This window comes from Psychrobacter sp. P11F6 (genome assembly GCF_001435295.1).
Lineage (GTDB): Bacteria > Pseudomonadota > Gammaproteobacteria > Pseudomonadales > Moraxellaceae > Psychrobacter.
This window is the reverse complement of sequence record NZ_CM003594.1, coordinates 2,185,688-2,209,216: the sequence shown is the minus strand read 5'-3', so window position 1 is coordinate 2,209,216 and position 23,529 is coordinate 2,185,688. Positions and strand designations below refer to the sequence as shown.

The following is a 23,529-nucleotide window of genomic DNA, read 5'->3' as shown; positions in this document are numbered from 1 at the left end:
AAGGCTCAGCATCTATACTCGAGCAATTATGCGCTAAAACAAATAGACTAAAAAAGCAGCGTTGTGTAACTTCTGCTCTATTCATAATGAGGTTGTGTACTACTTTCTACGCTCATTTGCTAGGCGAATTGCCAGCTGATTCACGTTAAAATACTGCTGTCATCAAAAGCTTTTTATTTATCAAAGAATTGCTATCAAAGGATTTCTATTCAGATATTTCTCAAATCGGGAAAATTAATCGTAAATCACTTTCATGATTTCGTATTCGACCACGCCTTTTGGCGTTTCAATACGTGCTTCATCGCCTTCAGACTTACCAATCAAACCACGTGCGATCGGTGAATTGACTGAGATTTTACCCGCTTTAAAGTCTGCTTCATCATCACCAACGATTTTGTATTGTTTTTCTTCTCCGGTGTCCATGTTTTCGATAACGACGCTCACGCCGAATATCACACGACCATCTTTTGGCAATGTTGCAGGATCAATCACTTGCGCGCCGCCAAGTTTGGCTTCGATATCACGGATACGCGCTTCACAAAAACCTTGCTGTTCGCGAGCAGCATGATATTCAGCATTTTCTTTCAAATCGCCATGTTCACGGGCTTCAGCGATAGAAGCAGTGATGCGTGGACGGTCGATGCTTTTTAACTGTTTTAATTCGGCTTCTAGAGCCGCATGTCCTTGCGGAGTCATGGGATAACGTTGCATGTTTTTTCCTTAAACCAATAACACCACACCATCTCCTACTCTTAGTGAATAGTGAGATGGTGTCAGTGTTGTTGCAATGAGTATGTGAAGATATAAAAAGAATGAGGTTTAGACTGCGTAACAACTAAACACGCGCTTATCTGTGAGCATGGATACACTGACAAACAAGGCACTTTAACCTTACGTAATAAAAAGCATAGTCGCAGTTTAGCCACTATGCTTTTTAGGTCTATCTTTTTAAAACTTTATTTTTTTAAAGTACTGCTTTTTTAAGCCGTACGTTTTTTTAAAGCCCTATTGTTATATGAAAATCGATAACAAGTTTTGCATCCGCTGTTAAACGAGCGTTGCCGTTATGCTTAATCTACTGAAATTATGCTGCTAAGTCAATAGAGCTAAGCAATAGTCTTTGCTTGTTCGTGCAAATCTTGTAGCTTATAGACCTCAAACGGTAGGTCAATGGCATAAGATTTACAAACCGCGTCTGCCGCCCCTAAAGTCGTCACATAAAATACTTTACCTTGCAGGGCGCTACGGCGGATAGAGAATGAATCCTCTTGTGCCTGTTTGCCTTCAGTAGTATTGATAATAAGGTCGATTTTACCATTTTTCAAGGCATCGACGATATGCGGGCGACCTTCGGTAACTTTATTGATTTGCTTGCACTCAATACCGGCGTCGCTCAATATTTTTTGCGTACCAGTGGTTGATACAATGTTAAAACCAAAGTCGACAAGCTGGCGAGCGATAGGGGCGATTTGTGCTTTGTCACTATCACGTACTGAGATAAAGACAGTTTTGGTTTCGCCTTCGGTCGGTAGACCTGGCAGACGCTCATTACTACCGATAATGGCTTTATAAAATGCTTCGCCAAAGGTTTTACCAACGCCCATCACTTCACCGGTTGATTTCATCTCAGGGCTCAAGATTGGGTCAACGCCAGGGAACTTCGCAAACGGGAATACCGCTTCTTTGACCGCGAAAAATGCCGGAACGATTTCAGTGGTAAAGCCTTGGTCTTTTAATGAGGTGCCAGCCATGCAGCGTGCCGCGATTTGCGCTAGTGAAGTACCGATACATTTAGAGACAAACGGCACGGTACGGGCAGCGCGAGGGTTCACTTCTAAGATATAAATCGTTTCACCTTTTACGGCAAACTGTACGTTCATTAAACCTACAACACCAAGCTCTTTTGCCATGGCAACCGTTTGCGCGCGCATCACATCGCACAGCTCATCAGACAATGAGTAAGGTGGCAATGAACAGGCTGAGTCACCAGAGTGCACGCCAGCTTGTTCGATATGCTGCATGATACCGCCAATCACGACGTCTGTACCGTCGCTAACGCAGTCGACATCGACTTCGATCGCATCGTCTAAGAAGCGGTCTAATAGTACGGGCGCTTCGTTTGACGCTTGTACCGCAGTACGTAGGTAATGTCTGAGCTCATCTTCGTTATATACGATTTCCATCGCGCGACCACCAAGTACATATGATGGGCGTACTACCAACGGATAGCCAACGTCTTTTGCCTTGACCAAACCATCTTCTAAGCTCGTCGCTAAAGCATTGGTTGGTTGGATAAGGTTCAATTGCTGAATCATATGCTGGAAGCGTTCGCGGTCTTCAGCGCGGTCAATCGCATCTGGGCTAGTACCAATGATTTTGACGCCAGCAGCTTCAAGAGCGCGCGCCAGTTTCAATGGCGTTTGACCACCAAACTGTACAATCACGCCATCAGGATTCTCGATACGGACGATTTCAAGTACATCTTCTAAGGTGATTGGCTCAAAGTAGAGACGGTCGGAGGTATCATAATCGGTCGAAACCGTTTCAGGGTTACAGTTGACCATGATGGTCTCGTAGCCGTCTTCGCGCATGGCAAGGGCTGCGTGGACACAGCAATAGTCAAACTCGATACCTTGACCGATACGGTTAGGCCCGCCACCGATAACCATGATTTTCTTGTTATTCGTTGGGTTGGCTTCACATTCGCTATCGTAGGTTGAGTACATATAGGCGGTGCTGGTGGCAAATTCTGCCGCGCAGGTATCGACGCGCTTATAGACTGGATAGACGTTTAAGTCCCAACGTTTTTTACGTAGTTGCTTTTGTGAGACACCAAGGAGTTTTGCTAAACGCAAATCTGATAAACCTTTACGCTTAAAGCTGCGTAAGTTCTTCTCAGTTAAACCACCAAAACCTAACGCTTTAACTTGTGCTTCAGTTTTCACGATATCTTCGATTTGTACCAAGAACCATGGATCAATTTTGGTTAAGTTGAATACTTCATCGACGCTCATACCGATACGGAAAGCATCAGCGATATAATAAATACGTTCAGGCGTTGGAATGGTCAAACGATTGGTAATCTCGCTACGTGCCTTTTCAATGCTCAGATTACCGTCTTTGATAGCAGCAAAGTCAATTTGTTCATCAAAACCATCATTGCCAGTTTCCATCCCACGTAAAGCTTTTTGCATCGATTCTTGGAAGTTACGACCAATCGCCATGACTTCACCAACCGATTTCATTTGGGTTGATAACACACTATCTGCTTGTGGGAATTTTTCAAAGTTAAAACGTGGAATTTTTGTGACCACATAATCAAGCGCTGGCTCAAAGCTGGCTGGCGTTTTGCCACCAGTGATGTCATTTTGCAATTCATCAAGCGTATAACCAATGGCTAATTTTGCCGCGATTTTAGCAATCGGGAAGCCCGTCGCTTTTGAGGCTAGGGCAGACGAGCGTGATACACGTGGATTCATCTCGATGACGACCATACGACCAGTATCAGGGTTAATACCGAACTGAACGTTTGAGCCGCCTGTTTCAACGCCGATTTCACGTAGTACTGCCAATGAGGCATTACGCATGATTTGGTATTCTTTGTCGGTCAAAGTTTGCGCTGGCGCAACTGTGATTGAGTCGCCAGTGTGCACGCCCATTGGGTCAAAGTTCTCAATCGCACAGATGATGATACAGTTGTCGTTTTTGTCACGAACCACTTCCATCTCATATTCTTTCCAACCGATTAACGATTCATCGATGAGCAATTGATGGTTTGGTGATAAGTCAAAGCCACGCTCACAAATCTCGATAAATTCATCGCGGTTATAAGCGATACCGCCACCTGAACCACCCATGGTAAATGATGGACGAATGATACAGGGATAGCCCATTTTTTCTTGTGTTGCAAATGCTTCTTCCATGGTCTCAGCGGTTTCAGCGCGCGGGCATTCAAGGCCGATACGCTTCATGGCTTTATCAAATAAGTTGCGATCTTCTGCCATCTCGATTGAATCTTTGGTCGCGCCAATCAACTCGCAGTTATACTTGGTCAAGACGCCGTGTTTGTCTAATTCTAAGGCACAGTTTAGAGCGGTCTGTCCGCCCATCGTTGGCAAGATGGCGTCAGGGCGTTCTTTAGCAATGATTTGCTCAACGGTCTGCCAAGTAATTGGCTCAATATAAGTCGCGTCCGCCATGGTAGGGTCAGTCATGATGGTCGCAGGGTTTGAGTTGACCAAGATGACGCGATAGCCTTCTTCTTTTAGCGCTTTACAGGCCTGTGCACCCGAATAATCAAACTCACATGCTTGACCGATGACGATAGGACCTGCGCCTATGATAAGAATGCTTTTTATGTCGATACGTTTTGGCATAGTTAGGGCTACCTTCGTTAGTATGATATTTTAATTGATTTATATTCGGCTAAACTCGTATTTGAACAGTGCTATATTTTAATAAAACAACACTTTAATAAAACGATATTTTGCGTGGCGCAGCTTAAACCATCATGCGTGATCTAAGCTGTATAACGAATACTTACTGTTTGCTAATGACTGATACTTAAAAGCTGATTAACTGCTTAAGCTTTAGCCGCTGCCATCATATCTGCAAACTTATTAAACAGTGGCGCACAATCATGCGGGCCGGGGCTGGCTTCTGGGTGACCTTGGAAGCTAAAGACAGGCTTGTTGGTCAGCTCGATACCTTGGTTGGTGCCGTCAAATAATGAGCGATGGGTAGATTTAACGTTATCAGGCAGCGTGTCTTCATCAACCGCAAAACCATGGTTCTGACTGGTAATCATAACTGTGCCAGCTGCTAAGTCTTGAACTGGATGGTTGGCGCCGTGATGACCGGTTTTCATTTTAATGGTGTTTGCGCCGCTAGCTAGACCAATCAACTGATGACCTAAACAGATGCCAAAGGTTGGCACATCAGTTTTTTCAATGATATGACGCACGGCATCGATAGCATAGTCGCAGGCTGCAGGGTCGCCAGGACCGTTTGATAAAAAGATACCATCTGGATTCATCGCCAGCACATCTGCGATAGGCGTTTGTGCAGGAACGACGGTTACATGACAGCCGCGATCAACCAGCATACGCAGGATATTGGTTTTGCTACCGAAGTCGTAGGCGACGACATTGTATTTAGAATCGATGTGAGTGCCGAGTTGCTTAAAGAAGCCGCCAGTACCGCTATCATGGCTGCCAATGGCATCACGGTTAAGTAAGGTATCTGATAAATCCCACGTACCTGCTGTCCATTCGAAGCGCTCTTTCGTGCAGCATTCTTTTGCCAAGTCCATGCCTTCGATACCAGCAAACTCTTGTGCTAATTTGATGGCTTGTTGCTCGTCAGCAGCGCTGATTGTCTCGCCGTCTGAGGCGGTCATAATACAGCCGTTCTGTGCACCTTTATCACGTAGTAGACGAGTTAATTGACGGGTATCAATCTCAGCGATTGCAACGGTATCGTTACGTGATAAATAGTCGCTTAATGATTCTGAGTTACGGAAGTTTGATGTGACCATTGTAGCATCACGGATGATAAGACCGTCTGCCCATACCTGATGACCATTGCCAGACTCAGTGTCCTCGCTATTGGTACCGGTATTGCCAATGTGCGGATAGGTTAGGGTGACCAGCTGGCGCGCATAACTTGGGTCGGTTAGGATTTCTTGGTACCCTGTCATGGCTGTATTAAACACCACCTCACCGACACGATGACCGAGACTGCCGATACTCACACCGCGAAAAATCGTACCGTCTGCTAATGCCAAAATTGCTTGTATTTCTGCCGATGAATTCAAGGGTTGCCTCCGCTGTTATTAGTGAGTGCCATGATTTTCATGATTAAATGTTAGATTAAAAATGGCTTTTTTGTATCGCAAAAATTGCTATTAATGGATACTAAAAAACACCTAAACCCAAAATTTTTCCACAAAAAAGCGAGAAGACATTATTGATGGAAACTACAAAACCCACTAGATAGTGAATAGGTAACTTGCATCATGTCCGCTCGCTTAGGCACAGATTTTGCGCATTATATACAATCTGCCCGCAGATAGCCAGCCGATTTTTAGATTGAAAAGTATGCCTTTAATTATTAGCCGTTAATAGCGCTGGATTTTCCCTTTTGGCTTTGCCACAATGGACAGCAAATCGAGATATCTGGTCTTTATGATTCGCTTTCATGACTAATTTTCATGACTGACCTATTTCATTACTATATATAACAAGGAGCCGTTATGATTTATCAATATTTAGACAAGGTACCCGAATTCGCGGTACCTTTTCATGGTTGGGTCGCAGACTCAGCACGAGTGATAGGCGATGTCTATTTGGGTCATCAAGCTAACGTGTGGTTTGGGGCAGTGATTCGCGGTGATAATGAGCGCATCCATATCGGCGATTATAGTAATGTGCAAGAAAACAGCGTCATTCATACTGATGCAGGTATTGAGGTCAAAATCGGCAACTATGTCACCATTGGTCATTTAGCGATGCTGCACGGCTGCGAAGTCGGTGACAATAGCTTAATTGGTATTGGGGCAGTGGTATTGAATAATGCCAAAATTGGCAAAAATTGCATTATTGGTGCTAAGGCATTGGTCACTGAAGGCAAAGAGATTCCAGACAACTCACTCGTCATGGGTGCGCCTGCAAAGGTGGTCAAAACCTTAACGGACGAGCAAGCAGCGATGTTGAAATTATCAGCGATGCATTATGCGGAGCGTTGTCAAAAATTTAAAACGGGCTTAACAGAAGTAGCCATGCCTGATTAAGCAGAAATTTATAAAGAATCCTTGAATTGTCTGATATTGATCTGTTGTTTTTATATGAATCAGGCAAACCTTCCTTACATAGAGGCTTTTTATGCTAACAATTTATGCCATGAGCATCATAACCAGCCAAATAATGGCAAAAATGATAATACCAATAATCAGTCCACGAAAAATATCATGGCGTATAGAGTAGTCATTAAGGTAAGCATTATGATTGGTTGTTTCATTGATATTGAGCGCATTGACGCTTTCAGCGCCAGCATTTTTACCAACGATAAAACCCATGATTGCGCCCACGACCAACATAAATGGGGTGAATAACAAAAAAACGTCGCCATTACCTATACCAGCTATTGAGCGAATGACAACAATGGCAAAGTCGATCAGTAAACCGCCAACTCCGTACATCACACCATTTAAGAGCGCATACAGTATACGGTCGAAAGGTGATTGATAGCTTTCACCCAGCTGACGTTGTCTGATTTCTTTGATCGAACGGGCAGGGCGACGCGTTTTACTTGGCAAAACATTTTTGACATCAGGCGCTTCCATGCGATTCTCTATTTTTATGATGAAGTAAGCAAAACAGATACTAGGGCGTGTCACCATTTTTAGCCCATTTGGGCGCTTTCGTTCAGAGTGAGGACACAGCCTAACCACAAGTTATATAAATAAATTTACCATAATTTTGTTTGGTAAACAGTAGCATTCAAGAAAAATTATTGAGAAATTTTTTATATCATTATCTATTTCCAAAGCGGAAGTTATTAAAAACCAGTTGTATTTCTGTCCTTCAACAAACAATAATAAGGTCTCATTATGCAGGCAACACAAGCACAACTTTCTCCAAAAGAGCTGGCACTTTTTGATTTAGATCATACTTTGCTCGACGTCGATAGCGACTATTTATGGGGCGAGTATATCGTCAAACACGACCTCGTCGATGAAGCGCAATACCGCACGGCCAATCAAAAGTTTTACCAAGACTATATCGAAGGTACGCTTGATGCGACGGAATATAATGAATTTGTGGCGCAGTTTTTAAGTAGCTTGCCGATGGATAGATTGCATGAGCTACGCGAAGATTATATTAAGACGGAAATCGAGCCGCACATTCGCCCAAAAGCGATGGAAGTGCTCTGTCAGCATGTTGAAAAAGGTCATGAGGTGGTGATTATTTCTGCAACCAATGATTTTGTGGTATCCGCCATTGCCAAGCGTTTTGGTATCGAAGGTGCCAATGTGCTATCAACGCCGCTTGAGATAAAAAATGAGCGCTATACGGGTAAACTTACCGACAAGCCAAACTTTAAAGAAGGTAAGATTTATCATCTTAATAAATGGATAGATAAGCAAAAATCAGCGGGTGTTGAGTTTGATAAAACTTATGCTTATTCAGATTCCAAAAATGACATTCCGCTGCTTGAGTGGGCGGATGTGGCTATTTGTGTGTCACCTGATGACGCGCTGCATGCGCATGCGTTAGCCCATCGCTGGGCGGTTGAGGATTGGTCGATTTAGGCTGTTTAACGTTATTTAATATAAAGCCAGTCATAATTAGCCAACTATTTATCGTCAATCTCATTTAAAATAGCGCCATATCAGTGAGATATTTATTTAAAAAGACAGGAAACTTTATGGAAATCAATCCGTATCAAGAACGAATCAAAGATTTATCAGAGCGTGGGCAGGACTTGCGGAGGTATCTTTGACTTCGATGGTAAGCAAGAACGCTTAGAAGAAGTCAATTTAGAGTTAGAAAACCCCGAGCTATGGAATGATCCAGAGCGTGCGACTAAGATTAATAAAGAAAAAAGCCAGCTTGATGGCGTCATCGATGTTGTGGTGTCGCTTGAGAGCACATTGGAAGATGCGTCTGCCATGCTGGAGCTGGCGGTAGAAGCAGAGGATGAATCCTTGCTGGCGGATGTGCAAGCAGAGCTCGACAATGCGGAGAAACGCGTTGCTGATTTAGAATTCCGTCGCATGTTTAGTGGTGAGATGGATCCTAATAACTGCTACTTAGATATCCAGTCGGGTAGTGGCGGCACCGAGGCGCAAGATTGGGCGGAGATGCTGTTGCGTATGTATACCCGCTGGGCGGAATCGCATGGCTTCAAAGTTGAAGTTATTGAAGTGTCTTCTGGTAGCGTGGCTGGTATTAAATCAGCAACGATTGAGATTAAAGGGGATTACGCTTTTGGTTGGTTACGTACCGAAATCGGCGTGCATCGCTTAGTCCGTAAATCACCATTTGATAGCAATAACGGTCGTCATACCTCGTTTGCTGCCGTTTTTGTGTCGCCTGAAATTGATGATAATATCGAGATTGACATCAATCCAGCAGATTTGCGTATTGATACTTATCGTTCATCTGGCGCAGGTGGTCAGCATGTGAACACGACTGATTCTGCGGTACGTATCACCCACGAGCCAAGTGGCGTGGTGGTCACTTGTCAGAACGAGCGTAGCCAGCATGGGAACAAAGCGACGGCGATGAAGTTGTTACGTGCTAAGCTTTATGAGCTTGAGATGCAAAAACGCATGGAATCTCAGCAAGCGGTCGAGGATGGCAAGTCAGACGTCGGTTGGGGCAGTCAAATTCGCTCTTATGTACTCGATGATTCACGTATCAAAGACTTGCGTACTGGCGTTGAAACCTTTAATACTGGTGCGGTACTCGATGGTGACCTCGATCAGTTTATCGAAGCGAGTCTAAAAGCGGGATTGTAAAATAAAATAGTAATTAATATTTAATTAAGGAAAATTATGCCAAGTGTTAACAGTTATTTTGATAATAAAGTCACTTCTATTGCCTTTCAAACGGCAACTAAGCCTGCAACAGTTGGCGTGATGGAAATTGGCGAGTACGAGTTTGGTACCAGCGAATTTGAAACCATGAGCGTGGTCAGTGGTGCATTGACGGTCAAATTGCCAGAAAGTGATGAGTGGCAAACCTTTAATGCGGGTGAGCAATTTACCGTTGAAGCCAATCAGAAGTTTCAAGTAAAAGTGGCAGTAGAAACGGCTTATTTATGTGTTTATGGTAAATAAGCATTTTTAGAGTAGTAGTCAACAGATTAACGCCAAGTGTTTAACGCTTGGCGTTTTTTTTATGATTGCATTTTGAGATAAATTTGAGTCATAAAGTATTGGACAACCATTATAAGTTCTTACGATACTGCACCATGTCTGTTTGAGTGGCGATGGCGTCATAGAGTTTGCGCGCCGTGGTGTTGCCCTCTTGTGTCGTCCAATACACACGGTTGCAGTTTTTACTACGAGCGAACTCATACACCTTTTCAATCAGTACTCGTCCTAAGCCTTGTCCGCGTAGCTGTTCATTGACATATAAATCTTCTAAATAACAACACTCAGTGGTATTCCAAGTATTGGGGTGTAGCACCACATGGGTGATACCTACTAACTTGTCGTCCTGCCAAGCACCAAAACCATAAATCGGCATGTTACTATCGAGCAAACTGTGCCACGTGTTTTGGATGGTACTTGATGGCAAACTGGTCTCATAAAATTTTAGATAGTTTTGCCACAAAGGTAACCAAAATTCGTAATCGTCTTTAGATAATGCTGCTATTTTTATAGAGGTATTTTTCATTGTATTTTATTCAAATTAAATTGTGATTGTTATCAAATTATGGCTCAAAAGCTCATTATTTAGAACCCTTTTTAAGCGTGTTTTTTTACACATTGATTACACTTTGCTCTTGGCAAATAAACAGCAAAAATAATCGTAATTCATTATGCTAAAACGACTATTTTATCAATCGAGTATGTATTATGGCGACGCTAAATGACCAAACAACCACGCAAGACATACGCCATGATTATGAAAAACTCGCTCGCCTTGCTAATCTGCGCTATGTCAGTGATGATGAGCTTGGGTTTACGCGTAGGCGTTGGGGGCGCGGGTTTACTTATAAAGATGCCACAGGCAAAACGGTCAAAGACAAAGCCTTGCGACAGCGTTTTAATGCGCTAGTGATACCGCCGATGTGGTCAGAGGTTTGGATATGCCAAGATGATAAAGGGCACTTGCAATCGACGGGGCGCGATGACAAAGCACGAAAACAGTATCTGTATCACCCTGAGTGGGATCGCGTACGTGACCAAGCCAAGTTCGATGCCATGATAGGCTTCGCTAGAGCATTGCCGAATCTACGTGCACAAGTCGAAAAGGACTTGAAAGCCAAATCATTATCCCGTGAAAATGTCTTATCAGCAGTGGTCAAACTATTAGAAACGACATTGATTCGTATCGGTAACAGCCGCTATGCCAAGCTCAATAAAAGCTATGGTTTGAGTACTTTACGAAGTAAGCATGTGAGCGAAACTGATAACGGACTGGCGTTTGATTTTGTCGGTAAAAGTGCCAAAGAGCATCATATTGAATTGCAAGATGAGCGTTTGATTGAGATTGTACAGGCATGTTCTGATTTACCTGGTTATCAGATTTTTAAATATTTAGATGACGATGGTCACAAGCAAGTCGTCGACAGTAGCGATATCAATGACTATCTACGCATGCATACTAGCGGTCATAGTCATAGTCATAGTCATAGTCATAGTCATAGTCATAGTCATGACAGTGAGATGTATAGCGGTAATTTATATAGCGCAAAGGACTTTCGTACTTGGATGGCCAGTGTCCTTGCTGCCAGTTACCTGCATGATGAGCTACAAAGCGCTCAGGGCAAAGCAATATTAGCCAGTGAACCTGATAGCAAAGAACGTCAGCAACTGGTGACTGATATGGTAAAAAGCGTCGCTGATGAGCTGGGAAATACGCCAACGGTGTGCCGATCTTCTTATATTAATCCCATTATTATAGAGCGCTTTTTGGCGGGGCAGTTCTTTGAACCTTATAAACAAGCGCGCCGTGGTCGTACTAAACAGCATCAAAGTTATGAAGAAAAGGCGCTGCTGGGATTTTTAAGTGGCTGCTGAGTGCTTTGAAATAAAGTTCCATCAAGAGTTTGTGATTGAATCATAAAAATGATACGTTATGTATTGAAATAAATATTAAAATGCGTTACTAATAGAGTCTATGCACATTGATATGTGCGAACAAGCAGAAAAAACAGTTGCTAGGATATGCCTGTTTTTCTGCTGACAATTCTCTTATTTCGCTCGTTATCTGCTATTGCTAAAGGATTAGCTTATGAACACCTCTTCTACAGACCTATCAGTTGTAAATACCACTTCAAATCATACTGCACACCCGCCAATGAGCTATAGCGATTACTATCATAACTTTGATATGAACGCGCTATTGACAGAGATATTTGGCGAGCATTTAGACGATCGCTTGAACGCTTATATGGCATGTTGTGGTCGTCATGTGCGTGATGGTCGCGGTGATAATATTGCACTGGTGCACGAAGATACGTCGGGCAATGTAACGCGCATGAGCTTTGCTGAGCTTGATAAGGCAAGTGCACAAGTCGCCAATTTATTGTTGTCTTATGGCGTAAAAGTTGGTGACCAAGTGGCGACCATGTTACCTCGCACCCCTGAGCTGCTTACCATTGTACTCGCGACTTGGCGGATCGGTGCAGTTTATCAGCCATTATTTACCGCTTTTGGCTATGATTCGATTAAGTATCGGATTGACAAAGCCAGTACCAAAGTGGTTTTTACCAATCAAGAAAATCGTGGCAAGTTTGACGACTTAGCGAAGCAAACCAAAATGGTGCTGGTTGGTAGCAAAGTAGATGCGCAAAGTTGGGGTGATGATAACTACGCTGAAAAGGTCGCAACGCAGTCGCAAACGGTAGACGCGGTTTCATTAGATACCGATGCACCCTTTCTGCAAATGTTTACCTCAGGTACAGTAGGTAAATCAAAAGGCGTTAGTGTGCCATTAAGCGCGCTCTCAGCGTTTTATCTTTACATGCGCTATGCGATTGACTTGCGAGCGGATGATAATTACTGGAACATGGCAGATCCAGGCTGGGCATACGGTCTTTATTATGCGATTACAGGACCTTTGTTATTAGGGGTAACAACGTATTTTAATGAAGCGGGCTTTGATGCTGCCAATACCCGCGACTTTATGGTACGTCATAAAATTAGTAATTTGGCATCCTCACCGACAGCGTTTCGGATGATGAAATCGAGTGGCGTCTTTGAAGCTGCTCACAATGACAAGAGTAATGACAATGAGGCTAAACTATCACTACGCTGTGCCAATTCAGCAGGCGAGACCTTAAATACCGAAGTGGTCAATTGGGTTGAAACCTATTTGAACTGTAAGGTCTGCGATCAGTACGGGCAGACCGAAACGGGTATGACTTGCTGTGAGCATCATGCATTGACACATGAATGTCCAGTTGGCTCGATGGGCATGGCGCTACCGGGGCACACATTGGTAGTGTTAGATGATGACATGAATATATTAGCTGATGGCGAACAAGGACAGCTTGCCGTAGTGGTCAGTCAATCGCCCGCGTTTTATTTCCGCGGTTATAGCTGGAACGAAAAAGACGCCTTCGCTGATGATTACTATTTAACAGGCGATGTGGTTGAGCGTCACAGTGATGGCAGCTATTGGTTTTCAGGGCGTGATGACGACATTATCATTACCGCAGGTTACCGAGTTGGACCAACCGATGTTGAAAACACTGTGCTGGAGCATGAGGCAGTCGCAGAGTCTGCTGCTGTCGGTGTGCCAGACGAAGTGCGTGGTCATACCATTAAGTCGTATGTGGTACTAAAAGACGGTATCGAAGGCACGGACGAGATTGCCAAAGAGATTCAAGATTTGGTGCGCAGACGTTTATCAACTCACGCTTATCCACGTGAGGTTGAGTTTGTAAAAGAGTTGCCAAAAACCCCAAGTGGTAAAATTCAGCGCTTTTTGCTGCGCAGTTTGTCTGCGGCTTAATGAAGCAATGCACTCATATTGTCAGGTTAAGATAAAAATCGATGACTGATAAAAATAACAGTAAAAACATTAATAAAAGGGATAATTATGCACATTGAACAACAGAGCTTTTTGGTCACAGGCGGTGCATCAGGTTTGGGAGAGGCAGTGGTTCGTGCTATTGTCAAGCAAGGCGGTAACGTCGTCATCGCAGATCTTAATGAATCAGCTGGTCAAGCGTTGGTGGCGGAACTAGGCGATAACGTTCGCTTTACACGCTGTGATGTGACCAGTGGTGATGAGGTGCAAGCGGCTGTGGATACGGCTGAAAAAGAATTTGGCGGTTTGCAAGGGTCTATCAACTGTGCGGGCATCGCTGTGGTACAAAAGCTGCTGGACCGTGATAATAACCCAGCAGATCTCGATGCTTTTAGTCGCGGCGTCAATATTAATCTTGTCGGTTCTTTTAATGTCGCGCGTTTGGTCGCAGCCAGTATTGCAAAGCGTGTAGCAAATGCCAATAACGCAGACGGCTCCATAGAGAAGAACGCTGATAATGGCGTCATTATTAATACGGCTTCTATCGCAGCTTTTGATGGGCAAGTAGGACAAGCAAGCTATTCATCGTCAAAAGCAGGTGTCGTCGGTCTGACCCTGCCGTTAGCACGTGAGCTGGCACGTCATGGTATTCGCGTGATGACTATCGCGCCGGGCGTCTTTGCCACACCGATGATGGAGACTATCCCTGAAAAAGCGCGCGAACAACTAGAGGCGGGCGTACCTTATCCTAAGCGTCTGGGCAATCCCAATGAGTTTGCCAAGTTGGTCATGCATATCATTGATAATGCCTATCTCAATGGAGAAGTCATTCGCTTAGATGGCGCAATTCGTATGGTGTAATGGCATTAACGAAGTTTCTATGTTCAAAAGATCCTAATGTTATTCATGAAATTTTCACAAAAACTGGCATGGTGCTTTGGTAAATTAATAGCGTGGTATGTTGCCATTTCACTCTTTAACGCCAAACGGAGTTATTAAAGCCTATGTCATTTTTTCCTCTAAACTTCAGCAAAAAGCCGCGTCGATTGTTTGTCGTGATAGGACTGGGACTGACCACCATTATGAGCACCAGTGCGATAGGGTATGTCAAAACAGCCTCCTCGGATGCAAAAAGTACAGGCAATAATGGTCAGCCTATTTCTAGTATGGTGGTTATCGATAAAGTTTTTGTCGATAAATCCGATCGTATTTTGCAGCTGTTGAGTGGTGATCAAGTCATTAAGTCTTATCGCATTGCGCTAGGGGATAGTCCGGTTGGTCATAAACAGCAGCAAGGCGATGAGCGCACACCCGTGGGGGCGTACATCTTAGACTATAAGAATGAGAACTCTATTGCCCATCGCTCCATCCATATAAGCTACCCCAATGCTGCGGACAAAGCTCGGGCACGATCACGCGGCGTTCATCCTGGTGGTGATATTATGATTCATGGGCAGATGAACGGCTTCGGTCATCTAGCGTGGATTAACCAACAACGTGATTGGACCGATGGTTGCATTGCGGTCACTGATAATGAGATGGATGAGATTATGGCGGCAGTTAAGGTTGGCACATCGATAGAAATTGTAGAATGAGCGTTATGTTAATGCTGGCTATCGTGTAGTACATTTCTAGCAGTTACAGCGCATTAAAATCTTTGCTATAGCTGTCTCTTGCTTGCCTTTCATTGTTGAGCAAGCTTCTCTTTTAGTTGTTTTTTTTATTTATTCTCTTGAAATACTCTCTTAGTGTGCCTATTGATAGTTTGTGATAATATCATTGCTATGAGTAAGGTTTTTGCATATATAAAATCTTACTATTTTTCAGTATTTACTAATAAGTCATAGATATTTATTGACAACTTGCATAAGTAGGTTGAAATCTTGTATGTTATACCCTATATATAACAACTAACGGTGATTGAAACACGATAAAATTGACGATAAGCGCTATGTTTTAAATGCTGCGCGTTCGGTATTTTATGTTGCATCCACTGACTGATAATACTAATTATAAAAGGACACAATTATGAGGTTCGAAAAATTTACCCAGAAACTACAATCTGCCATTCAAGAAGCACAGAGCCTAGCATTGGGACGTGACCATACAGGTATTGATCCTGTGCATCTGCTTGCAGTATTGCTACAGGATGAGTCTAATTTATCTATCTGCCAACAAGCAGGCGCGTCTATCCCTGCGCTAAAGAATGGTGTGGCAAAGGCGCTCGACAATCAAGCAACGATTAGTGAGCCAACAGGTGATGTGAATTTGAACCCAAATTCGGTTAAAATTTTGAACTTGGCAGACCGTCAAGCGCAAAAAGAAGGCGATGATTTTATCGCTACTGAATGGGTGATGTTGGCGCTCGCTGAGCAAGGTGAAACCAAAAAGATATTTGAGAGTGCGGGCGTAACAGCGAGTAAATTAAAAACAGTCATTGAGCAATTGCGAGGTGATGATACCGTGAATAATCAAAATGCTGAAGATCAGCGTGATGCGCTGAATAAATATACGATTAACTTAACTGAGCAGGCGGAACTTGGTAAGCTTGACCCTGTGATTGGTCGCGATGAAGAGATTCGTCGTACCATTCAAGTACTGTCACGTCGTACCAAAAATAACCCCGTACTGATTGGTGAGCCAGGTGTTGGTAAAACGGCTATCATTGAAGGTTTGGCACAAAAAATCATCAATGGTGACGTACCAGAAGGACTACGCCGCAAAGAAGTGTTGTCGTTAGATTTGGGCTCATTGATTGCGGGTGCAAAATTCCGTGGTGAGTTTGAAGAGCGACTCAAAGCGGTACTCAGCGATTTATCAAAGCAAGAAGGCAATGTTATCTTATTTATCGATGAGTTGCATACTTTAGTAGGTGCTGGTAAAGCCGATGGTGCGATGGATGCCGGTAATATGCTAAAACCTGCGCTTGCGCGTGGTGAGCTACACTGTGTCGGTGCGACAACTCTCGATGAGTATCGCCAGTATATCGAAAAAGATGCGGCGCTTGAGCGTCGTTTTCAAAAGGTACTGGTCGATGAGCCAACGGTCGAAGATACCATTGCGATTTTGCGTGGTCTAAAAGAGCGTTATGAGCTGCATCACGGTGTTGATATCCAAGACAGTGCGATTATTGCTGCTGCGCGGATGAGCCATCGTTATATTACCGATCGCAAGCTGCCAGATAAAGCGATTGACTTAATTGATGAAGCGGCAAGTCGTTTACGTATGGAGATGGACAGCAAGCCTGAAGCCTTAGGTAAGCTTGATAGTCGCTTGATTCAGTTGAAAATGCAGCGCGAAGTGCTCAAGAATGAAGAAGACGCTGGTGCGCAAGCCGAGCGTAAAGTGCTTGATGCACAAATTGAAGAGCTAGAAAAAGAGTACGCTGACCTTAATGAGATTTGGCAAGCAGAAAAAGCATTGGTCAAAGGCAGTCAGCAGCTAAAAGACGAGCTTGATAAAGCGCGTATCGCCTATGACAAAGCCAGTCGTGAAGGTGATTACGAGACCATGAGTAAGCTGCAGTATGAAACGATTCCGCAGCTAGAGCGCCGCATTACTGAGTCTGACTTGGCAGAACAAAAAGAGCAGACAGGCGAAGGTAGTGGTGTAAAACTACTACGTAATAAAGTCACGGATAATGAAATTGCCGAAGTCGTAGCGGCAGCAACAGGTATTCCTGTGAGTAAAATGATGCAAGGCGAGCGTGACAAGATGCTAGCGATGGAAGAAAAGCTCCATGAACGCGTCATCGGTCAAGATGAAGCAGTCGAAGCGGTCGCCAATGCGGTACGCCGTAGCCGTGCTGGTTTGTCTGATCCGAATCGCCCTTCAGGTTCGTTCTTATTCTTAGGACCAACGGGTGTCGGTAAGACTGAATTGACCAAGTCACTGGCGAACTTCTTATTCGATAGTGAGGATGCGATTGTTCGTATCGACATGAGTGAGTATATGGAGAAGCACAGTGTCAGTCGTTTGGTGGGTGCGCCTCCAGGTTATGTGGGCTACGAAGAAGGTGGTGCATTAACCGAAGCGGTACGCCGTAAGCCTTATAGTGTGATTTTGTTTGATGAAGTTGAAAAAGCGCACCCTGATGTGTTCAACATCTTGCTACAAGTATTGGACGATGGTCGCTTAACGGACTCACAGGGTCGCGTGGTGGACTTCAAAAACACGGTCATCATTATGACCAGTAACTTGGGTTCGCACAAAATCCAAGAGATGGTCGGTGAAAGTTACGAAGACATCAAAGCTGAGGTGATGGAATCAGTTGGGCAGCATTTCCGCCCAGAGTTTGTCAACCGTATCGACGAGATTGTGGTATTCCATCCGCTCGGTATGTCGCAGATGTCCGGTATTGCTTCGATTCAGTTGGATCGCTTGCGCCAGCGCTTGCATGAGCGTGAGATGGATATCGAGCTATCAGCTGATGCGATGAACAAACTGGTTGCGATTGGTTATGATCCTGTCTATGGCGCACGCCCACTAAAACGTGCGATCCAACAGGAAATTGAAAACCCATTGTCATTGAAGCTATTGGCTGGTGATTTTGGCGCAGGAGATATCATCAAAGTCGATGTCGGCGCGGATGATAAGTTGGTGTTTGAGAAACGTAGCATGAATTAATATCTAACCCTAACTGACCGTGGTTTAAAACCAACCTCTTACTTGCCTATTTTTTCTACAGGCAGGTAAGGGGTTTTTTTGTGCGCTATTATTATTTACGGTTTGAGTGCTTTGACTATGTTATAAATAAACTAAGCACTAAAAACTAAGCAATAGGAATTAAGCACTAGGAATAAGACATCAACAGTTACGGAGACGACAAAATGACGATCATCAGTATGCAGCACCTAAGCACGCCATTAATGTTACCGATAATGATCAGCGCACTGCTGTTTAGTGCTCCTGCTTGCTCCAATCAAACTGCCGTCGATACCCATGAAGACCTAACAGACTATAAAGAAGGGCAAGTCTCTGCTAGTGAATCGCTAGCAAGTACCGAAAAACCTACCTTTATCACCAAAAAAATAGCCACGTTTGATGAGCCTTGGGCAATGACAGCATTACCTACCGTTAATAATGAGCCCCCTAAATTACTTGTCACCCAAAAGACAGGAGGGTTATTCATTGTTGATACGGCAACAGGGGCTAAGACAACCATCAGTGGTATACCGAAAGTGGCTTATGGTGGGCAAGGTGGTCTTGGCGATATCGTTCTTGCACCAGATTTTGCTACTTCTAATCATGTCTATATGAGCTACGTTGAAGCAGGGAATGGCACTGATAATAATAAATTTGGTGCCAAAGTTATCAAAGCGACATTGATAGGATTGGATACAGCTACGCCACGTTTGCAGGATATTACGCCCATTTGGGAGCAAATACCGAAAGTAAAAGGGCAGGGGCATTATAGTCATCGCTTGCTGTTCTCGCCTGACGGAAAATATTTATATATCAGTTCAGGTGAGCGCCAAGAAAAAACACCGGCACAGGATATGAGCGTCAATTTGGGCAAAATTATTAGATTAAATCTTGATAGCTCAGTGCCAGCAGACAATCCTTTTGTAGATAATAGCAATGACATTGCCGCACAGTTTTGGAGTATAGGTCATCGTAATGTATTGGGTATGGCATTCGATGAAAAAGGTAGGCTTTGGGCGCATGAGATGGGACCACGGGGCGGTGATGAATTTAATCTGATTGAAAAAGGTCATAACTACGGTTGGCCAATCGTCTCAAATGGGCGTAACTATACAGGAACGGATATTCCTGACCATGAGACGCGTCCTGAGTTTACGTCGCCCAAAATTAGTTGGAAGCCAGTGATATCGCCGTCCTCGATGAGTATTTATAACGCTGGACAATATAATGATTTCCCAGCGTGGCAAGGTAATGCGCTCATTAGTGGCTTATCATCTAAAGCGCTGATAGTCGTCGATTTTGATGAAAATAGCCGCGCGACTGAGCGCTATCGCTATGATATGGGCGAGCGTATTCGTAGTGTGTTAAATGTAGATGGACAAGTTTGGGTATTAGAAGATGGCGATAATAGTGGATTATTACAATTGATTCCGCAGTAGTGATTAGTAGCCATTGCTCTTCAACTTTCCGAGCGTTTGCACTATTGTAGGTTAGGCTGCTAAATGGTTTTGGTCTATTTCTATCAATAAGAAAAACGTAAATAGCTAATTAGATTTGATAGTTGAGAGGTATCTTGTTAAGGTATTCTTCCTAAAAAACTAAGGCTAACAAACAAATGGATCATGTAAAAGTTGGCAGGTTAGGCCCTTTTCCACGGGTAAGTAAACCTGTGTTTATTACTTCAGCGCTACTTATCGTTGGATTTATTATCTTTGGTGCTTTCTTCACTGAAACCGCTGGTGCACTATTTAGCTTTTTGCAGAATTTTATTACGGATAAGTTCGGCTGGATGTTTGTTATATTAATGAACGTTGCGCTGGTATTCTGTATTTATCTAGCAGCGAGTCGTTATGGTGACATCCGTTTAGGTCAACAAACAGAAAAACCGCAGTACAGTTTGTTTTCTTGGATAGGGATGTTGTTCTCTGCTGGTATCGGTATTGGACTGGTATATTGGGGGACGGCTGAGCCCTTGTATCACTTTATGGCACCACCACTCGGTGAGGCGGAAACAATAGAAGCCGCCAAGCAAGCCATGAGTATCTCATTTTTACATTGGGGACTACATGCTTGGGCGATTTATACCATTGTGGCATTGGCCCTGGCTTACTTCCACTTTCGCCGTGGACTGCCATTGTCGATTCGCTCGACACTATACCCGTTATTAGGCGAGAAAATATATGGTCGCTGGGGTCATACGGTAGATATTCTAGCCGTGTTCGGCACGATGTTTGGTGTGGTAACTTCCTTAGGTCTAGGGGTTATGCAGATCAATTCAGGTCTTGAAAATTTATTCGGTATACCAAATTCTTTAACCGTACAGTTTATTATTATTGCCTTTGTGACTGCGTTGGCATGTGGCTCATTGATGCTTGGTCTTGATAAAGGTATCAAGCGCTTAAGTGACATCAATATGGGTTTTACAGGTGTGCTCTTGGCATTTATGGTCATCTTAGGGCCAACCTTATTTATTTTTGATAGTTTTATAGAAAACATTGGTAATTATGTTGTTGCCATGATTCCGTTATCAACATGGGGCGAAGCTTATAGTAATACGGATTGGCAGAGTGGTTGGACGATATTCTATTGGGCGTGGTGGGTAAGTTGGGCACCGTTTGTCGGCGTATTTATCGCTCGCATCAGTCGCGGTCGTACCATTCGTGAGTTCGTATTGGGTGTCTTATTGATTCCAATGCTGATTTTGTTTTTCTGGTTCACCACTTTCGGTGGTGTCGCTATCCATATGGAGCTTTTAGCGGCGCTTGATCCTGCTATGGCCAGTCCAGGATTGGTGGAAGCGGTGCAAGCAGATACGGGTAGCGCTATTTTCAAGCTGGTTGAGTATTATCCATTCGCGAAACCAATTACCTTGCTCATCGTTATTATGATTGTTTTATGGTTCGTGACTTCATCGGATTCAGCAAGTTTCGTCATTGATATGTTGACGGCGGGCGGCGATACCAACCCACCTAAGATTCAACGTTTATTTTGGGCGATTATGGAAGGTTTGATTGCCGCTATATTGTTAGCAGCAGGCGGATTAGGCGCATTGCAAGCCGCCGCTATTGTGGCTGGACTGCCATTTGCTTTAGTGATATTTGTCATGATGTATGCCTTACTTCGTGGCTTAAGCCGAGATCGATTGATACTGTATCGTGCTCAGCAGCACTTTATCACCGAAGAATCAGCAGATCATAATTCAGCCAATGAGTTTGCTGATGAGCACTTGTTAAAAGGACCACCTAAAATTGTAAAAGGTGATTAGCAGGTTCTATATATCAGCTTTAATACTGTTTTTATGAAATGAATCAGGCAGTTAGCTTCTTCTTTTTTTACGTAAAAACACAATATAACAATTGTGATTTGAAATCCTAAGATGCATCGTTATCTTAGGATCTTTTTATTTGCTAACCAATAGCAAGGTTATAAAGTGTCTGATTCGATTTGATAGTTGTGCAGTATCTTGTTAAGGTGAGCCCCTTCAAAAATTGAGATGACTAAATGGATCATGTAAAAGTTGGCCGCTTAGGCCCTTTTCCGCGGGTAAGTAAACCTGTGTTTTTAACTTCAGCGTTATTAATTCTTGTGTTCATTATTTTTGGTGCTCTTTTTAATGAGCAAGCAGAATTGTTGTTTGGTCATGCAAAAGCATTTGTGTCTTTGCGTTTTGGCTGGTTCTTTATTGTGGTGGTCAACTTAACGTTGGTGATGAGTATTTACATGATATTTAGTCGTTATGGCGATATCAGGCTTGGTCATCAAAATGAGAAACCAGAATACAATCTAGTATCTTGGATCGGCATGCTATTTTCCGCGGGCATCGGTATAGGCCTGCTTTACTGGGGGACGGCTGAACCCTTGTACCATTTTATGGCGCCGCCGTTAGGAGAAGCTGAAACAGTGGCTGCCGCCAAGCAAGCGATGAATATCTCGTTCTTGCACTATGGTTTGCATGTGTGGGCGCTCTATGGCATGGTCGCGTTGTCATTGGCTTATTTCCATTACCGAGTGGGCTTACCGCTGGCCATCCGTTCGACACTATATCCTATATTGGGCAAAAAGATTTATGGTGGCTGGGGTCATACGGTCGATACACTAGCGGTATTTGGTACGATGTTTGGAGTAGTGACCACTTTAGGTCTTGGGGTGTTGCAAATTAACTCAGGTCTTGAGACGTTATTTGGCATACCCAATAATATTACAGTGCAAATTATTTTGATTGCCTTAATCACTATGTTGGCAGGTCTGTCTCTATTTATGGGGCTAGATAAGGGGATTAAGCGCTTAAGTGATACCAATATATTATTTACTGTGATATTGCTCAGCTTTGTGATTATTTTAGGACCAACCCAGTTTATCTTTAATAGCTTTGTAGAAAATATTGGCAATTATTTGCATCAAATTGTGCCATTAGGTCTTTGGACAGAATCGTATGATGGTCAAGAAAACTGGCAAGCGTCATGGACGATTTTCTATTGGGCATGGTGGATAAGCTGGTCGCCTTTCGTCGGTGTGTTCGTAGCTCGTATCTCTCGTGGTCGAACCATTCGTGAGTTTATCTTAGGGGTGTTATTAATTCCTATTACTATTTTGTTCTTATGGTTCACCGCTTTCGGTGGTTCAGCCGTTAATATGGAATTAATGGCAGCCGCTGATCCCAACCTCATTAGTCCTGGCTTGATTGAGGCTGTCCAAGCAGATACTGGCAGTGCCATCTTTAAACTGATGGAATCTTATCCATTTACGTCAGCTTTGAACTTGCTTATCGTAGTGATGATTGTGCTTTGGTTTGTCACATCATCGGATTCTGCCAGTTTCGTCATTGATATGTTGACCTCAGGTGGCGATGCCAATCCACCGAAAATTCAACGCCTATTTTGGGCGGGTACAGAGGGTGTCATCGCTGCCGTACTATTAGCAGCAGGTGGCTTGAGTGCACTACAAGCGGCTTCCATTGTGTCAGGTTTCCCTTTTGCGATTGTGATAGTCGTTATGATGTACTCCTTATTACGCGGCTTGAGTCGAGATCGTTTGATACTGTATCGCAACCAGCAGTGGTTTGTCACCGAAGAGTCAGCAGAGCATAATTCAGCCAATGAATTTCGTGATGAAGATTTACTGACAGGTCCACCTGATATTGAAAAACCTGAAGGTTAGATTTTATCGATCTAAA

17 protein-coding genes are annotated in these 23,529 nt (G+C 43.6%); 12 read left to right on the top strand and 5 right to left on the bottom strand.

Features of this window, described 5'->3' with window-relative positions; translation table 11 throughout:
* Positions 1-234: 234 nt before the first annotated feature.
* The 3 genes from greA to carA form a co-directional block, all read right to left on the bottom strand.
* On the bottom strand, positions 235-711 hold the full coding sequence (greA, locus tag AK822_RS09090; protein ID WP_045445504.1) for a transcription elongation factor GreA: 477 nt from the start codon (positions 709-711) through the stop codon (positions 235-237).
* Between the two features lie 395 nt (positions 712-1,106).
* Positions 1,107-4,376, bottom strand: a complete 3,270-nt coding sequence (carB, locus tag AK822_RS09085) for a carbamoyl-phosphate synthase large subunit (RefSeq protein WP_060491405.1) — start codon at positions 4,374-4,376, stop codon at positions 1,107-1,109.
* Positions 4,377-4,582: 206 nt separating this feature from the next.
* Positions 4,583-5,815 (bottom strand): glutamine-hydrolyzing carbamoyl-phosphate synthase small subunit, encoded by a 1,233-nt coding sequence (gene carA / locus AK822_RS09080; protein WP_060491404.1) that lies wholly within the window; start codon positions 5,813-5,815, stop codon positions 4,583-4,585.
* Between the two features lie 438 nt (positions 5,816-6,253).
* Here carA and AK822_RS09075 point away from each other — a divergent pair, with 438 nt between their 5' ends.
* Positions 6,254-6,790, top strand: a complete 537-nt coding sequence (locus tag AK822_RS09075; protein WP_060491403.1) for a gamma carbonic anhydrase family protein — start codon at positions 6,254-6,256, stop codon at positions 6,788-6,790.
* A gap of 102 nt (positions 6,791-6,892) precedes the next feature.
* Here the strand turns inward: AK822_RS09075 and AK822_RS09070 are convergent, their stop codons facing one another.
* A complete protein-coding gene (locus AK822_RS09070) occupies positions 6,893-7,399 on the bottom strand; it encodes a hypothetical protein (protein ID WP_157292388.1) in 507 nt (168 codons plus the stop codon).
* Between the two features lie 210 nt (positions 7,400-7,609).
* Here AK822_RS09070 and AK822_RS09065 point away from each other — a divergent pair, with 210 nt between their 5' ends.
* From AK822_RS09065 to AK822_RS09055, 3 genes are all read left to right on the top strand, one after another.
* Positions 7,610-8,311 (top strand): HAD family hydrolase, encoded by a 702-nt coding sequence (locus AK822_RS09065; RefSeq protein ID WP_060491401.1) that lies wholly within the window; start codon positions 7,610-7,612, stop codon positions 8,309-8,311.
* Between the two features lie 116 nt (positions 8,312-8,427).
* Positions 8,428-9,523, top strand: a protein-coding gene (gene prfB, locus AK822_RS09060) for a peptide chain release factor 2 (protein WP_157292386.1) whose coding sequence is annotated in 2 segments (ribosomal slippage) — positions 8,428-8,499 and positions 8,501-9,523 — 1,095 coding nt in all. Because the reading frame shifts where the segments join, the coding sequence is not laid out codon by codon here.
* Positions 9,524-9,559: 36 nt separating this feature from the next.
* Complete coding sequence (locus AK822_RS09055; RefSeq protein WP_045445514.1) at positions 9,560-9,844, top strand: pyrimidine/purine nucleoside phosphorylase; 285 nt, start codon at positions 9,560-9,562, stop codon at positions 9,842-9,844.
* Positions 9,845-9,953: 109 nt separating this feature from the next.
* Here the strand turns inward: AK822_RS09055 and AK822_RS09050 are convergent, their stop codons facing one another.
* Positions 9,954-10,406, bottom strand: coding sequence for a GNAT family N-acetyltransferase (locus tag AK822_RS09050; RefSeq protein ID WP_060491399.1), 453 nt, complete (start codon positions 10,404-10,406; stop codon positions 9,954-9,956).
* 182 nt (positions 10,407-10,588) lie between these two features.
* Between AK822_RS09050 and AK822_RS09045 the strand changes: the two genes are divergently transcribed.
* The 8 genes from AK822_RS09045 to AK822_RS09010 all read left to right on the top strand — a co-directional run bounded on the left by AK822_RS09045 (position 10,589) and on the right by AK822_RS09010 (position 23,513).
* On the top strand, positions 10,589-11,755 hold the full coding sequence (locus AK822_RS09045; RefSeq protein WP_060491398.1) for a DNA topoisomerase IB: 1,167 nt from the start codon (positions 10,589-10,591) through the stop codon (positions 11,753-11,755).
* 214 nt (positions 11,756-11,969) lie between these two features.
* On the top strand, positions 11,970-13,694 hold the full coding sequence (locus AK822_RS09040; protein ID WP_060491397.1) for an AMP-binding protein: 1,725 nt from the start codon (positions 11,970-11,972) through the stop codon (positions 13,692-13,694).
* Positions 13,695-13,781: 87 nt separating this feature from the next.
* Positions 13,782-14,573, top strand: coding sequence for an SDR family NAD(P)-dependent oxidoreductase (locus AK822_RS09035; protein WP_060491396.1), 792 nt, complete (start codon positions 13,782-13,784; stop codon positions 14,571-14,573).
* A gap of 143 nt (positions 14,574-14,716) precedes the next feature.
* Complete coding sequence (locus AK822_RS09030) at positions 14,717-15,307, top strand: L,D-transpeptidase family protein (protein ID WP_060491395.1); 591 nt, start codon at positions 14,717-14,719, stop codon at positions 15,305-15,307.
* A 433-nt stretch (positions 15,308-15,740) separates the two neighbouring features.
* Entirely contained in the window at positions 15,741-18,338 is a 2,598-nt protein-coding gene (gene clpB / locus AK822_RS09025; protein ID WP_060491394.1) for an ATP-dependent chaperone ClpB, read from the top strand.
* 203 nt (positions 18,339-18,541) lie between these two features.
* A complete protein-coding gene (locus AK822_RS09020; RefSeq protein ID WP_087945615.1) occupies positions 18,542-19,795 on the top strand; it encodes a PQQ-dependent sugar dehydrogenase in 1,254 nt (417 codons plus the stop codon).
* Positions 19,796-19,971: 176 nt separating this feature from the next.
* Positions 19,972-21,621 carry a BCCT family transporter gene (locus AK822_RS09015; protein WP_060491393.1) on the top strand — a complete coding sequence of 550 codons (1,650 nt, stop codon included), beginning with the start codon at positions 19,972-19,974 and terminating at the stop codon, positions 21,619-21,621.
* Between the two features lie 236 nt (positions 21,622-21,857).
* Entirely contained in the window at positions 21,858-23,513 is a 1,656-nt protein-coding gene (locus AK822_RS09010; protein WP_060491392.1) for a BCCT family transporter, read from the top strand.
* Positions 23,514-23,529 lie beyond the last annotated feature (16 nt).

Excerpts from the sequence above, each read along its gene's own strand:
- AK822_RS09040 (WP_060491397.1), top strand. The coding sequence starts at position 11,970 with ATGAACACCTCTTCTACAGACCTATCAGTTGTAAATACCACTTCAAAT.
- clpB (WP_060491394.1), top strand. The coding sequence starts at position 15,741 with ATGAGGTTCGAAAAATTTACCCAGAAACTACAATCTGCCATTCAAGAA.
- carB (WP_060491405.1), bottom strand. The coding sequence starts at position 4,376 with ATGCCAAAACGTATCGACATAAAAAGCATTCTTATCATAGGCGCAGGT.
- AK822_RS09030 (WP_060491395.1), top strand. The coding sequence starts at position 14,717 with ATGTCATTTTTTCCTCTAAACTTCAGCAAAAAGCCGCGTCGATTGTTT.
- greA (WP_045445504.1), bottom strand. The coding sequence starts at position 711 with ATGCAACGTTATCCCATGACTCCGCAAGGACATGCGGCTCTAGAAGCC.
- AK822_RS09020 (WP_087945615.1), top strand. The coding sequence starts at position 18,542 with ATGACGATCATCAGTATGCAGCACCTAAGCACGCCATTAATGTTACCG.
- AK822_RS09075 (WP_060491403.1), top strand. The coding sequence starts at position 6,254 with ATGATTTATCAATATTTAGACAAGGTACCCGAATTCGCGGTACCTTTT.
- AK822_RS09015 (WP_060491393.1), top strand. The coding sequence starts at position 19,972 with ATGGATCATGTAAAAGTTGGCAGGTTAGGCCCTTTTCCACGGGTAAGT.
- AK822_RS09065 (WP_060491401.1), top strand. The coding sequence starts at position 7,610 with ATGCAGGCAACACAAGCACAACTTTCTCCAAAAGAGCTGGCACTTTTT.
- AK822_RS09050 (WP_060491399.1), bottom strand. The coding sequence starts at position 10,406 with ATGAAAAATACCTCTATAAAAATAGCAGCATTATCTAAAGACGATTAC.
- AK822_RS09035 (WP_060491396.1), top strand. The coding sequence starts at position 13,782 with ATGCACATTGAACAACAGAGCTTTTTGGTCACAGGCGGTGCATCAGGT.
- AK822_RS09010 (WP_060491392.1), top strand. The coding sequence starts at position 21,858 with ATGGATCATGTAAAAGTTGGCCGCTTAGGCCCTTTTCCGCGGGTAAGT.
- AK822_RS09070 (WP_157292388.1), bottom strand. The coding sequence starts at position 7,399 with ATGGTGACACGCCCTAGTATCTGTTTTGCTTACTTCATCATAAAAATA.
- AK822_RS09055 (WP_045445514.1), top strand. The coding sequence starts at position 9,560 with ATGCCAAGTGTTAACAGTTATTTTGATAATAAAGTCACTTCTATTGCC.
- AK822_RS09045 (WP_060491398.1), top strand. The coding sequence starts at position 10,589 with ATGGCGACGCTAAATGACCAAACAACCACGCAAGACATACGCCATGAT.